Genomic DNA, 12,450 nt, shown 5'->3' with positions numbered 1-12,450 from the left:
CGCGAGCGCGCTATCTGGCCGGTGAGGCAAAGCCGAAGGCGAGCCTCACCGGCCAGATCGCGAAGCGATGCCGCGCTCGCACAAGGCACGGTCACGGTGCGAGCCGCCAGGCGAGCACCGTGAGCCGGGGCTTTAGAAACACAGCCGCCAGGCGAGCACCGTGGGCCGGGGCTTTTAAAGTTCGGCGAGGAAGGCCTGGGCTATGGCCCAGGTCCGGTCGGCCGACTCGGCGTCGTGGTCGGGCAGGCCCGGGTCGGTGAACAGGTGCCCCACACCCCGGTAGCGGTAGATCTCCACGTCCGCTCCGGCCCGGCGCATCCGCAGGTACCAGGCGTTGAGCCAGTCGACGGGCTCGTAGGTGTCGGGGTCGGCCACGTGCAGCTGTACGGGGATCTCGGTGGAGGCGTCGTCGGCGAGATCGGACGTCCCGTGCAGGAGCAGCAGCCCGCGCGCCTTTCCGTCGGCCAGTGCGAGGGTCTGGGCCAGCGCGCCGCCCAGCGAGAAGCCCGCGTACACCAGACCCTGGTCGGCGTACGGGGCGGCGGCGGAGACCGCGCGGCGCAGCAGCTCGTCCCGGCCGAGCTCCTCCTTGATCGCGATCCCGGCCTCGGGATCGTCCACGACGCGGCCGTCGTACAGGTCGGGGACGTGCACCTCGTGACCGGCCTCGCGCAGCCGGCCGGCCGCCTCGTGCACGGCGGGCCGCAGCCCGTACATCGAATGCAGCAGCAGAATCGGCGCCATGGAGCCAGCCTAGAGTGCGGAAAAGACCTGCTCGCACGGGGCGGGAATCCCCGGGGCCTAGTATCGGTTGACGCGATTGGCAGGCCGGGTCGTGCCGGAGGCGCAGCAGGCGGCGTCGCGACCACGGGAAGTCGTCTGGCACCGAAGGCGAACAGAGGGAAGAGGCACAGAACAGTGAGCGACGTCCGCAACGTCATCATCATCGGCTCGGGCCCCGCCGGCTACACCGCCGCCGTCTACGCGGCCCGCGGCGACCTCAAGCCCCTGGTGTTCGAGGGCTCCGTGACCGCCGGTGGTGCGCTGATGAACACCACCGACGTCGAGAACTTCCCCGGCTTCCCCGACGGGATCATGGGTCCCGACCTGATGGACGGGCTGCGCCGGCAGGCCGAGCGCTTCGGCGCCGAGCTCGTCACCGACGATGTCACCGAGGTCGACCTGGCCGCCGATCCCAAGATCGTGAAGGTCGGCGACGAGGTGTTCCGGGCCCGCGCGGTGATCATCGCGACCGGCTCCGGCTACCGCGAGCTGGGCCTGGAGAACGAGAAGCGGCTGTCCGGCCGCGGCGTCTCCTGGTGCGCCACCTGCGACGGCTTCTTCTTCCGCGAGCAGGACATCGCCATCGTCGGCGGCGGTGACACCGCGATGGAGGAGGCGATCTTCCTCACCAAGTTCGCCCGTACGGTGACCGTGGTGCACCGCCGCGACGAGCTGCGCGCCAGCAAGATCATGCAGGACCGCGCGTTCGCCAACGAGAAGATCAAGTTCATCTGGGACAGCGAGGTCGCCGAGATCCTGGGCGAGGACCGGCTCGCCGGCGTCCGGCTCCGCAACCTCAAGACCGGCGCGGAGAGCGAGATGGACATCACCGGCCTGTTCATCGCGATCGGCCACGACCCGCGCAGCGAGCTGTTCACCGGCCAGCTGGAGACCGACGCCGACGGGTATCTGCTCGTCGACGCCCCCACCACCGCGACCAAGATCCCCGGCGTGTTCGCCTCGGGTGACGTGGTCGACCACATCTACCGTCAGGCCATCACCGCGGCCGGCACCGGCTGCGCCGCGGCCATCGACGCCGAGCGGTGGCTGCAGGACAAGGGCGAGGCCGAGACCGTGCCGCAGCCGCCCAAGGAACTGTCCCACCAGGGCTGAAACACCGAACGACCAGGGCAGAACACAGGAGGAGACCCGATGGAAGCCGTGACGGACGCCGACTTCGAGGCCAAGGTGCTCAAGAGCGACAAGCCCGTGCTGGTCGACTTCTGGGCGGAGTGGTGCGGTCCGTGCCGCATGGTCGCCCCGATCCTGGAGGAGATCTCCAAGGAGCACGGCGACAAGCTGGAGATCGTCAAGCTCAACATCGACGAGAACCCGAAGGTCCCGGCCGACTACCAGATCCTCGGCATCCCGACCCTGAACGTCTACCAGAACGGCGAGGTCGTGAAGCAGATCCAGGGCGTCAAGCCCAAGGCGGCTCTGCTGCGCGAGCTCAGCGACTTCATCTGAGCCCCCGCCGGACCTCGTCTCCCGTGGCGAGCGCACAACGCTGGGCCCGTACCGAATCCGGTACGGGCCCAGCGCGTTTCGTCAGGGCCGCGGCACGGTCGATGCCATCGCACAAGCGTTCGAATGGCTGCGGGGGACTGAGAGCGCCTCAGACGGGACGGAGCGCGCCCTCTGGTGTCATGGAGCCCAGAAGCCGTTCGAGGGCCACCTCGACGTCCTCACGCCACGACAGCGCCGACTTGAGCTCGAGCCGGAGCCGCGGGTAGCGGTGGTGCGGCCGTACGGTCTTGAACCCCACCGACAGCAGGTAGTCGGCGGGCACCAGGCAGCCACCGTCCTCGCCCTTGAGGTCGCCGAACGCCTCGATGGCCTTCACCGTGCGCCGCGTGAGGTCCTTGGCCACGCCCTGGACGAGCATCCGGCCCAGCCCGCCGCCCGCGAACTCGGGCAGGATGTGCGCCGTCATCAGCAGGACGGCGTCGGCGCTGACCGGGCTGGTGGGGAAGGCGACCGAGCGCGGCACGTACAGCGGCGGCGCGTACATCACGAAGCCCGCCGGTACGTCGTCGACATAGACCAGCTTGCCGCAGCTGCCCCATTCCAGCAGCGTGGAGGAGATCCACGCCTCCTTCTCCAGCGCCGGATCGCCCGCCTCGACCGCGCGGTCCCGGCTCACCGGATCGAGCTCCCAGAAGACACAGCGGCGGCAGCGGCGCGGCAGATCGTCGAGATTGTCCAGCGTGATGTTGACGAGACGACGCGACACCGGATCTGCACCCCCGTGACTGCTCGCCCCGGTCCGCCGCCTTGGGGTGGCGCGTGAGCGGTGACCGTGGAACGAGTTTCGGCTGGAATTCTCGTGCGGCGCGCCACTTCGCGAAGGTTCCCGGGAACACTCCGGGCTCCACGGGCATCGTATCGGACAGGCGGCTTTCCGCCCTCGAAGCGGCACGGACCCTGGGGTTCTTCCCTGAGCACCCGAGTCGATGTCGTATTTTGCAAGAACATCGCACCTCCCGGAGGTTCCTCGTGGAACAGCACTCGCGTACAGACGCCTACTCCGATCGCTACGCCGCCCGTGCCGCCGGCATGGTGGCCTCGGAGATCCGGGCTCTGTTCGCGGTCGCTTCGCGTCCCGAGGTCGTCTCGCTGGCGGGCGGCATGCCGTACGTCTCCGCGCTGCCGCTGGACGCCGTGGGGGAGATGGTCGGAGATCTGGTGGCGCGCAACGGCGCCGAGGTCCTCCAGTACGCCTCCGCCCAGGGCGACCCGACGCTGCGCGAGCGCATCTGCGAGGTCATGGCCCTGGAGGGCATCCAGGCCTCCGCGGACGACGTCGTCGTCACCGTCGGCGCACAGCAGGCACTCGACCTCATCACCCGGATCTTCGTGGACCCGGGCGACGTCGTCATCGCCGAGGCCCCCTCCTATGTGGGCGCGCTGGGCACCTTCGCCTCGTACCAGGCGGACGTCGTGCACGTACCGCTCGACGAGGGCGGCCTCATCCCGTCCGCGCTCCGCGAGACCCTGGAACGCCTGCGCCGTGAAGGCCGCCGGGTGAAGTTCCTCTACACCGTCCCCACGTTCCAGAACCCGGCCGGTGTCACGCTCACCACCGCCCGCCGCGCCCAGATCCTGGAGATCTGCGCCGAATACGACGTCCTGATCCTCGAGGACAACCCGTACGGCCTCCTCGGCTTCGACGGCGAGCCCATGCGCGCCCTGCGGGCCGACGACTCCGAACGGGTCATCTACCTCGGCTCGTTCTCCAAGACGATCGCCTCCGGCCTCCGCGTCGGCTGGGCCCTCGCGCCCCACGCCGTACGGGCCAAGCTCGTCCTGGCCGCCGAGTCGGCCATCCTGTGCCACCCGAGCTTCTCCCAGTTCGCCGTACGGGAGTACCTCGCGACCCAGCCCTGGCGCGAGCAGATCAAGGACTTCTGCGAGCTCTACCGCACCCGCCGCGACGCGATGCTCGAATCCCTCGAAGCGATGATGCCCGAGGGCTGCACCTGGACCCGCCCCGCCGGCGGCTTCTTCGTCTGGCTGACCCTCCCCGAGGGCCTCGACGCCAAGGCGATGGCCCCCCGCGCCATCGCCGAACGGGTCGCGTACGTACCGGGCACCGGCTTCTACGCCGACGGCACCGGCCACCGGCACATGCGCCTGTCGTACTGCTACCCCGAGCCCAACCGCATCCGCGAAGGCGTCCGCCGGCTCGCCGCGGTGATCGAGCAGGAGATCCGGCTGCGCGACACCTTCGGAGGAGTCGGGGCGATCTCCCCCAATGGGGTCGACACTCCGGGCCCCGGCCTGGTCTGAAGCTTCCACAAGGCGCGCCGACTCCCCCATCCTGGAGCCGGCGCGCTTTTGCGAAAACCGCCGGAACGCTCCGGTGATTCCCTCTTAAGGAGCATCGATTGGAACTCGGGCACGTGGTCGTCCTGGCCGGAGGCCTCTCGTACGAACGCGAGGTCTCGCAGCGCTCGGGCCGCCGGGTCGCGGAGGCACTGCGCGCCGTCGACGTCCCGGTCGAACTCCGCGACGCCGACGCCACGCTCCTGGACGCCCTCTCCAACGACCCCCCGGACGCCGTCCTGCCCGTCCTGCACGGAGCCGCGGGGGAGGACGGCTCGATCCGCGACGTCCTCGAACTCATGGGCGTCCCCTACGTCGGCGCCCGCCCCGACGCCTGCCGGGTCAGCTGGGACAAGCCCACCGCCAAGGCCGTCGTACGCCAGGCCGGCCTGAGCACCCCCGAGTCCGTCGCCCTCCCCAAAGAGATCTTCCATGACCTCGGGGCCTCCTCCGTCCTGGACCACATCATCCGGCGGCTCGGCCTCCCCCTCTTCGTGAAGCCCACCCGCGGCGGCTCCGCCCTCGGCGGCTCGATCGTCCAGCAGGCCACCGACCTCCCCGCCGCCATGGTCGGCTGCTTCGCCTACGGCGACTCCGCCCTCGTGGAGCAGTACATCCCCGGCATCGAGATCGCCGTCTCCGTCATCGAACGCGACGGCGTCCCGCACGCCCTCCCCGCCGTGGAGATCGTCGCCCCCGGCGGCCGCTACGACTACACCGCCCGCTACGACGCCGGCGACACCGAGTTCATCACCCCGGCCCGCCTCACCCCCGAGGCCGCCGAACGCGCCACCCGCGCCGCCGTCACCGCCCACCGCGCCCTCGGCCTCCGCGACCTCTCCCGTACCGACCTCATCATCGACGCCGACGGCGAGCCCCACTTCCTCGAAGTCGACGTCGCCCCCGGCATGACCGAGACCAGCCTCTTCCCCCGCGCCATCTCCGCCGCCGCCCTAGACCTAGGCACCATCCTCAGGGAGATGCTCATTGCGGCCGCGAGCGGCGCTCCTCGCTGAAGCTCGTCGCTGTACTTATTGCTACGCCCTTGGCGTCGGGCGTGGGACGCCCTCCTTCGGCGGGCTCCGCGGCGAGCGCTGGCATCGCTCCGAACTCGCCTTGCCGGCTCGCTCCGCGATCAGGCAGTACTTATTGCTACGCCCTTGGCGTCGGGCGTGGGACGCCCTCCTTCGGCGGGCTCCGCGGCGAGCGCTGGCATCGCTCCGAACTCGCCTTGCCGGCTCGCTTCGCGATCAGGTTCTCGCTTCGCTCGAACCTGCCTTCGGACGCGCTCGCAACGCCTGGGGTCCGTTCCAGCTGAGCAGGCCGGCTGAGCTCGCTGGGAAGGTTTGATCACAACAGAGACGCCCCTTGGCTTCGCATCGTGCCGCGCCGCCCGCACGGATAGCTCGCACGAGACCAACGCCGATCGGCCCGCTGAGGTCCAGGCTCTTGGGGCTCCGTCGGGACGCCCCCATGTTTCACGGGAAACACCCGACCGGGGCGGGTCGACGGGACTTGTTTCCTGGATCCAGCTACTGAATTCCACCTGGGGCCGCTCGGCATGTTTCACGGGAAACATCGGTGCGGGGGGCGGCCATCCAGCGGGAGGGAAAGGCGCCCGCCATCAAGGCGGGTCGGGTCAACGGCTGCATGCGGACGCCCCGGGGTCCTGGGCGGTCCCCGGGGCGTGCGGTCAAGTGGATCAGAAGTCGGGGTTCGGGTCGTCGTCTGGGGCCATGGCCTTGATGATGCGGTCGAGGTCTTCCATCGTGGCGAACTCGACGACGATCTTGCCCTTGTTCTGGCCGAGGTCGACGCGGACCTTGGTCTCGTACCGGTCGGAGAGGCGGTCGGCCAGCTCCTGGAGGGCCGGGGCGACCGGCTGCTTGCGGCGGCCCTGGCGGGGCGCCGGCGGGCCGTCCTCGGCCTCGCGCAGCGCGATGATCTCCTCGACGGAACGGACCGACAGGCCTTCGGCGACGATGCGGTCGGCGAGGGCCTGCTGGGCCTCGGTGGTGTCCAGGGAGAGCAGGGCGCGGGCGTGGCCTGCTGAGAGGACACCGGCCGCTACGCGCTTCTGTACGGCGGGCGGCAGGTTCATCAGCCGCAGGGTGTTGGTGATGTGCGGCCGTGAGCGTCCGACGCGGGCGGCGAGCTGCTCGTGGGTGGCGCCGAAGTCCTCCAGGAGCTGCTGGTACGCGGCGGCCTCCTCCAGCGGGTTGAGCTGCTGGCGGTGCAGGTTCTCCATGAGGGCGTCACGGAGCATGTCGTCGTCGCTGGTGTCGCGGACGATGGCCGGGATGACGTCCAGCCCGGCCAGCTTCGAGGCGCGCAGGCGGCGTTCGCCCATCACGAGCTCGTAGTCGTGCTTCGGGTCGGCGATCTTGCGTACGACGATCGGCTGGAGGAGGCCCACGATGCCGATCGACGTGGCCAGTTCCGCGACGGCGTCCTCAGGGAAGTCCTGGCGGGGCTGCCGCGGGTTGGGCCGGATGGCGCCGACCGGGACTTCGGCGAAGTGGGCGCCGGCGACGGGCTGCATCTCCGGGCCGGTGGGAATGCCCGCGGAGCCGTTCCGGGGGCCGGGAGCGTCGCCTGGATCGGCGGGCTCGGGTGGCGGGGCGGTGGGGATCAGTGCGCCGAGTCCCTTGCCCAGCCCGCGTCGCTGCTGGCTCACTCGGGCGCTCCCCGGTACGCCATTTCGGAGGCGGCCTCACTGTAGGCGAGCGCGCCGCTGGAGCCCGGATCGTAGGTCATGACCGATTGCCCGTAGCTGGGCGCCTCGGAGACACGGACGCTCCTGGGGATCACGGTGTTGAGGACGACGTCGCCGAAGTGGGTACGGACGTCATCGGCGACCTGGGCCGCCAGGCGGGTACGGGCGTCGTACATCGTGAGCAGGATCGTCGAGACGATCAGGTTCTGGTTGAGGTGCGCCTTGACGAGGTCGACGGTACGGACCAGCTGCCCCAGGCCCTCCAGCGCGTAGTACTCGCACTGGATCGGGATAAGCAGTTCGGCCCCGCCGACGAGGGCGTTCACGGTCAGCAGGCCCAGCGAGGGCGGGCAGTCGATCAGGACGTAGTCGAACTTGTCGGTGTCGTACGCCTCGATCGAGCGGCGCAGCCGGGACTCCCGGGCGACCTTCGACACCAGTTCGATCTCGGCGCCGGCCAGGTTGAGGTTGGCGGGAGCGCAGAACAGGTTGGGGATATCGGGTGCCGGCACCACGATGTCGTCCAGCGGCAGGTCCTCGATCAGGACCTCGTAGATGGACGGAACGTCCGCGTGGTGCTCGACCCCGAGCGCGGTGGAGGCGTTGCCCTGCGGGTCCAGGTCGACGACGAGGACCTGGGCGCCGTGCATCGCCAGCGAAGCGGCCAGATTGACGGACGTGGTGGTCTTGCCCACGCCGCCCTTCTGGTTGGCGATGGTGATGATCCGGCACCCGGCCGGCCGGGGCCACTCCTTCTCGCGCCGGATCGGGCTCGCCCGCCGGCTTGTTTCATGTGAAACCTTCGCGTCCCTCAGCGCTTCACGCACCAGTTCTGACTCCCCCTGAGATGGTCCCTTGCGCGGACCCGGCGGCTCCTGCGTGCCACCGTTCGTCGGTACGTACCCGACGTTCTCCGCGGTTCCGGACGTCGTACTTCCCCACATCGCGTGGCCGGAGGGGAGTGCCTCCCCCTCATCGCCGGCTACGGGCCGTTCTTCTCGGGGGGATTCGTCGGAGCGGTCAGGCCAGCCCAGTCCTGGTCCCGTGCTCATGAAGACCTCTTCTTCCTCGACCCTTGGGCGCGCCGGGGCACGCTTTCGGCGACCACACGGACAAGCGTCGTCGGCGGGTCGACCCTACCGCGCCCGACTTGCAGCAGTTCGGCCGTGCGGACACCGAAGCGCTTCAGGACGGGCTGCGCCTCCTCCAGTTCGACCGCGGCGCGCTCGCCCTTGAGCGCCAGCAGTTCCCCGCCGGGCCGCAGCAGCGGCAGCGCCCACCTGGCCAGGCGTTCGAGCGGTGCGACGGCGCGCGCGGTCACCACGTCGGTGTCGAACTCGTCGACGACCTCCTCGGCGCGGGCCCTGCGCACCTGGACGTTCGGCAGCTCCAGCATCTCCACGCACTCGTCGAGGAAGGTGGTGCGGCGCAGCAGCGGTTCGAGGAGGGTGACCTCGAGGTCCGGCCGTACGATCGCCAGCACGATACCGGGCAGGCCCGCGCCCGAGCCGATGTCGACGACACGCGCCTTGTCCGGGACGGCCTCGGCGACCACGGCACAGTTGATCAGGTGGCGCTCCCAGAGCCGATCGACCTCGCGTGGACCGATCAGGCCACGCTCCACCCCGGCATCCGCGAGGAACACCGCATAACGTTCCGCGACCGGCAGCGCATCCCCGAAAATCTCGCTCTGAATCCCCACCGTACGAATCGTTCCACAAAAGACAGGGGCGGCGCACAGCACACACTGCTCGACGGGCCACAGGAACCTTACGGACCGGCCTGCGGGCAGGGCCGCACGCATACTCCGCGCTGTCCGGGTAAGGGGGAGGCAATGCCGACCGCTCGGAAACGGAAACGGAAGGAGGCTCCGAAACCATGGGGATCGGAGTCAGTCTCGCCTTCATCGCCATCGGCGCGATCCTCGCGTTCGCGCTCCACGTCGATCTCAGCGGGATCAACATCGACCTCGTCGGGTGGATCCTGATCCTGGTGGGCCTCGTCAGCATGTGGTTCACGCACAAGTACACCCGGCCGCGCCGGCGGGCGAACATGATGGCCGGGGCCGACCCCGGTTACGTGGAGGCCGAGGGAGGCGTACCCGAGACCGTCGTCCACGAGGAGCGGATCATCGAGCGTCCGGTGGACGGGCCGGTGGAGCGGGTCGAACGTGTGATCGAACGCCCGGTGTCGCCGCAGGGCCGCGCGGGCCACTCCCAGCCCACCGGACACGCGTCACAGGATCCATCCATAGCTCAGGACCCCGCGATCGCTCAGGACCCCGCTCAGGAGAATCGCTCTCAGCCAAGCCGCCGGCCGCGATTCCGGCGCTGATCTCTCCTCGCGCTCGCCCTCGCGGCCGATTCCGGAGTGGTCGTCGATCGCGTACGCGATGCCTCATGTTCTTCCACAGGCCGGCCCGGCGTGCTGGGCGGCGGCATATTCGGCGCGCCGGACCACGACAGAGGCCCCGCACCCGGTGGGGGTGCGGGGCCTCTGTCACGCTCTCCGGCCGGACGCCCTGCGTCAGGCGGGGTAGACCACCACGTACCGGTCGGGCTCCTCGCCCTCGGACTCGCTGCGGAGGCCGGCGGCCGCGACCGCGTCGTGCACGATCTTGCGCTCGAACGGGGTCATCGGGGCCAGTGGCTTGGCCTCGCCGCCCTGCTTGACCTCGTCCGACACGTCCTGGCCCAGCTTGGTCAGCTCGGCCCGGCGGCGCTCGCGGTAGCCGCCGATGTCGAGCATCAGCCGGGACCGGCCGCCGGTCTGCCGGTGCACGGCCAGGCGGGTCAGCTCCTGGAGCGCCTCCAGGACCTCGCCGCGCTTGCCGACCAGTTCGTCCAGGTCGGCGCCGACCACGGCGACCATCGCGCGCTCGCCCTCGACGTCCATGTCGATGTCGCCGTCGTAGTCGCCGATGTCGAGCAGGCCCTCGATGTAGTCGGCGGCGATGTCGCCTTCCTGCTCCAGGGCCTGGACGTCGACCTCAGTGGTGTCGGTCTGGCTCAACGGGGTCTCCTTCGTCGGCGAGGTCACGGGTCAAAACTAACGCTTCGGGCTGCCGCTTCGCTTGCTCCGCGGCTTGCGCGTCGGCTGGTTGCGAACGACCTTGGCCTTGGGCTCCGGCTCCGGAACGGGCTCCGGCTCCTTGTCCTTCTTGAGCTTGCCCTTGATCCCGTTCGAGCTCGCCGGGGCGGCCTTGGCTCCGCCCTTGCCGACCTTGCCGCCCTTGCCCGGCGGCGTGTCGGCCGCGTCGACGTTGGTGCCCAGCGGCGGGTACTTGGAGTAGATGTAGTGCTGCTGGACGAGGGTCCAGCTGTTGGACGTCACCCAGTAGATGAGGACACCCAGCGGGAAGCCCAGGCCGAAGAGGCCGAACACCGGCGCCAGGAAGACCATCATCTTCTGCGCCTGCATCATCGGGTTGTTCTCGTCGGTGACCGGCTGGCGCTGCATGCTCGCCCGCACCGTGAAGAAGGTCGTGCAGGAGCTGATGACCACCGCGATGGCGGTGACGGTGAGGGCGCTCCAGTTGCGGGGATCGGTGCTCCACGCGTTCAGGAACGTGTCGGGGATGTGCGCGCCGAGGATGTTGGCCTTCTGGGCGCTCTGCACGAGCTCCGCCGACATGGCGAAGACGCTCTCGCCCTCGTTGGCGTCCGAGATCTGGCGCAGCACGTTGAAGAGGCCGATGAAGACCGGCATCTGCACCAGGAGCGGCAGGCAGCCCGACAGCGGGTTGGCGCCGTTCTCCTGGTAGAGCTTCATGACCTCCTGGTTCATGCGCTGCTTGTCGTTCTTGTACTTCTTGCGCAGCGCCTGAACCTTGGGGTTCAGCTCCTGCATCTTCCGCGAGGCGTGGATCTGCTTCACGAACAGCGGCACCATCAGCAGCCGCAGCAGAACGGTCAGCAGGAGGATGGCGCCCGCCCAGGCCCACCCGCTGTCCTTGGGGACGACAGTGCTCAGACCGCTGTGAATCCAGACGATCAGTTGAGCGACGATTCCGTACAGCCAGTCAAGCACCGGGCAGCTCCTTGGGCTCTGCTAGGGCGGGGCCGCTCTCCGCGCGGCCGAAGGTCGTGGAGGGGGCAGCGCCCTTCGCCGGCGGCACGGGATCGTGCCCACCGCGATGGAAGGGGTGGCACCGGCCGATCCGGCGAACGGTCAGCCAGGTGCCGCGCAGCGCGCCGTGGACCTGGAGTGCCTCCAGGCCGTACGCGCTGCAGGTGGGCTGGAAACGGCACTGCTGTCCGAGCAGGGGGCTCAAGAAGCGGCGGTAGGCGCGGACGAGGAGCATCAGCGCGCGTGCCGCGGGACTGATGCCCGCGACCGCGTGCTCCGAGGGGGAACGCCCCTCTGGATGGCTCGTCATCTCCGCCCCTTGGACGTGGGCCGCAGCAGTCGTTCGATCGCCGACTCCAGATCCGCGGCCAGTTCGTCGTGGCGCGCCGTTCCCGAGGCGGGATTGGCGCGCACTACGAGCAGGCTACCCCGCGGCAACCGATGGAGGTGATCCCGCATCAGATGCCTGAGGCGCCTGCGTACCCGGTTGCGGACGACGGCGTTGCCCACCGTGCGCGCCACGATGAAACCGACCAGGGGGCCGGTCTCGTCGCCCGGAACGTCGTCCCGGCGAAGCAGGTGTACGACGACGGTCGGCCGCCCCGCGCGTCGACCGCGCCGGACGGCCAGGGTGAACTCGTCCCGCCGCCGCATCCGATTGCCGGCGGGCAGCATGTAAGGGAGAGGTCAGACCGCGATGCGCGAGCGGCCCTTGCCGCGCCGCGCGGAAATGATGGCGCGCCCGGCACGGGTGCGCATGCGCAGCCGGAAGCCGTGCTTCTTGTGGCGACGACGGTTGTTCGGCTGGAAAGTACGCTTGCTCACTCGAGGCTCCAGTGCTGCGGTCGGCGTGATTGTCAGGCGCGAAAACTCGCATCGAGGGCCGCGTCCGGTCCCCCGCAGCGGGGGCCCACCCGTGTTGGCGTGCTACCTCACGGCGGGCACGCGTCATCTCCGTCGATGCGACTCGACCTCAGAACATTACGGGCGACCAGGGGCCCAGGTCAAACCGAGGACCGCGCACATCGCGGTCGAAAACCCCGGTATCCCTGCTTCCT

15 protein-coding genes are annotated in these 12,450 nt (G+C 69.7%); 5 read left to right on the top strand and 10 right to left on the bottom strand.

The genetic code is table 11. The features are described from left to right. Positions 1-174: 174 nt before the first annotated feature. Complete coding sequence (locus ACH34Q_RS39500; RefSeq protein WP_395988310.1) at positions 175-744, bottom strand: dienelactone hydrolase family protein; 570 nt, start codon at positions 742-744, stop codon at positions 175-177. A 174-nt stretch (positions 745-918) separates the two neighbouring features. Between ACH34Q_RS39500 and trxB the strand changes: the two genes are divergently transcribed. Together trxB and trxA are read left to right on the top strand one after the other, a co-directional pair. Further along, positions 919-1,896, top strand: a complete 978-nt coding sequence (gene trxB / locus ACH34Q_RS39495) for a thioredoxin-disulfide reductase (RefSeq protein WP_395988309.1) — start codon at positions 919-921, stop codon at positions 1,894-1,896. Positions 1,897-1,935: 39 nt separating this feature from the next. Further along, the gene (trxA, locus tag ACH34Q_RS39490) at positions 1,936-2,250 is read left to right on the top strand and encodes a thioredoxin (RefSeq protein WP_395988308.1); all 315 of its coding nucleotides are present in this window, start codon (positions 1,936-1,938) and stop codon (positions 2,248-2,250) included. A 148-nt stretch (positions 2,251-2,398) separates the two neighbouring features. On the opposite strand, the gene ACH34Q_RS39485 is transcribed toward trxA, so the two are convergent. Then, positions 2,399-3,016: a GNAT family N-acetyltransferase gene (locus ACH34Q_RS39485; RefSeq protein WP_395988307.1), complete on the bottom strand. Its 618-nt coding sequence runs from the start codon at positions 3,014-3,016 to the stop codon at positions 2,399-2,401. 323 nt (positions 3,017-3,339) lie between these two features. Here ACH34Q_RS39485 and ACH34Q_RS39480 point away from each other — a divergent pair, with 323 nt between their 5' ends. Both ACH34Q_RS39480 and ACH34Q_RS39475 read left to right on the top strand, forming a co-directional pair. Continuing rightward, the gene (locus tag ACH34Q_RS39480; protein ID WP_395988336.1) at positions 3,340-4,572 is read left to right on the top strand and encodes a PLP-dependent aminotransferase family protein; all 1,233 of its coding nucleotides are present in this window, start codon (positions 3,340-3,342) and stop codon (positions 4,570-4,572) included. A 98-nt stretch (positions 4,573-4,670) separates the two neighbouring features. Then, positions 4,671-5,624: a D-alanine--D-alanine ligase gene (locus tag ACH34Q_RS39475; RefSeq protein WP_395988306.1), complete on the top strand. Its 954-nt coding sequence runs from the start codon at positions 4,671-4,673 to the stop codon at positions 5,622-5,624. A gap of 686 nt (positions 5,625-6,310) precedes the next feature. Here ACH34Q_RS39475 and ACH34Q_RS39470 read toward each other — a convergent pair. The 3 genes from ACH34Q_RS39470 to rsmG all read right to left on the bottom strand — a co-directional run bounded on the left by ACH34Q_RS39470 (position 6,311) and on the right by rsmG (position 9,026). Continuing rightward, a complete protein-coding gene (locus ACH34Q_RS39470) occupies positions 6,311-7,285 on the bottom strand; it encodes a ParB/RepB/Spo0J family partition protein (RefSeq protein WP_395988305.1) in 975 nt (324 codons plus the stop codon). After that, the gene (locus tag ACH34Q_RS39465; protein WP_395988304.1) at positions 7,282-8,151 is read right to left on the bottom strand and encodes a ParA family protein; all 870 of its coding nucleotides are present in this window, start codon (positions 8,149-8,151) and stop codon (positions 7,282-7,284) included. The genes ACH34Q_RS39470 and ACH34Q_RS39465 overlap by 4 nt, the downstream gene beginning before the upstream one ends. 221 nt (positions 8,152-8,372) lie before the next feature. Continuing rightward, positions 8,373-9,026, bottom strand: coding sequence for a 16S rRNA (guanine(527)-N(7))-methyltransferase RsmG (gene rsmG / locus ACH34Q_RS39460; protein WP_395988303.1), 654 nt, complete (start codon positions 9,024-9,026; stop codon positions 8,373-8,375). A gap of 176 nt (positions 9,027-9,202) precedes the next feature. Between rsmG and ACH34Q_RS39455 the strand changes: the two genes are divergently transcribed. Next, a complete protein-coding gene (locus tag ACH34Q_RS39455; protein ID WP_395988302.1) occupies positions 9,203-9,658 on the top strand; it encodes a DUF6458 family protein in 456 nt (151 codons plus the stop codon). A gap of 192 nt (positions 9,659-9,850) precedes the next feature. On the opposite strand, the gene ACH34Q_RS39450 is transcribed toward ACH34Q_RS39455, so the two are convergent. From ACH34Q_RS39450 to rpmH, 5 genes are all read right to left on the bottom strand, one after another. Beyond that, entirely contained in the window at positions 9,851-10,336 is a 486-nt protein-coding gene (locus ACH34Q_RS39450; RefSeq protein WP_395988301.1) for a protein jag, read from the bottom strand. Positions 10,337-10,372: 36 nt separating this feature from the next. Next, positions 10,373-11,353: a membrane protein insertase YidC gene (gene yidC, locus ACH34Q_RS39445; protein WP_395988300.1), complete on the bottom strand. Its 981-nt coding sequence runs from the start codon at positions 11,351-11,353 to the stop codon at positions 10,373-10,375. Beyond that, positions 11,346-11,627 (bottom strand): membrane protein insertion efficiency factor YidD, encoded by a 282-nt coding sequence (gene yidD / locus ACH34Q_RS39440; RefSeq protein ID WP_395988335.1) that lies wholly within the window; start codon positions 11,625-11,627, stop codon positions 11,346-11,348. The genes yidC and yidD overlap by 8 nt, the downstream gene beginning before the upstream one ends. Before the next feature lie 71 nt (positions 11,628-11,698). Beyond that, a complete protein-coding gene (gene rnpA / locus ACH34Q_RS39435; RefSeq protein ID WP_395988299.1) occupies positions 11,699-12,067 on the bottom strand; it encodes a ribonuclease P protein component in 369 nt (122 codons plus the stop codon). Positions 12,068-12,079: 12 nt separating this feature from the next. Then, positions 12,080-12,217, bottom strand: a complete 138-nt coding sequence (gene rpmH / locus ACH34Q_RS39430; protein ID WP_378280534.1) for a 50S ribosomal protein L34 — start codon at positions 12,215-12,217, stop codon at positions 12,080-12,082. Positions 12,218-12,450 lie beyond the last annotated feature (233 nt).

It is taken from the genome of Actinomadura sp. 9N407 (assembly GCF_044326315.1).
In the GTDB taxonomy this organism is placed as follows: domain Bacteria; phylum Actinomycetota; class Actinomycetes; order Streptosporangiales; family Streptosporangiaceae; genus Spirillospora.
This window is presented reverse-complemented; position numbering and strand designations above follow the sequence as displayed.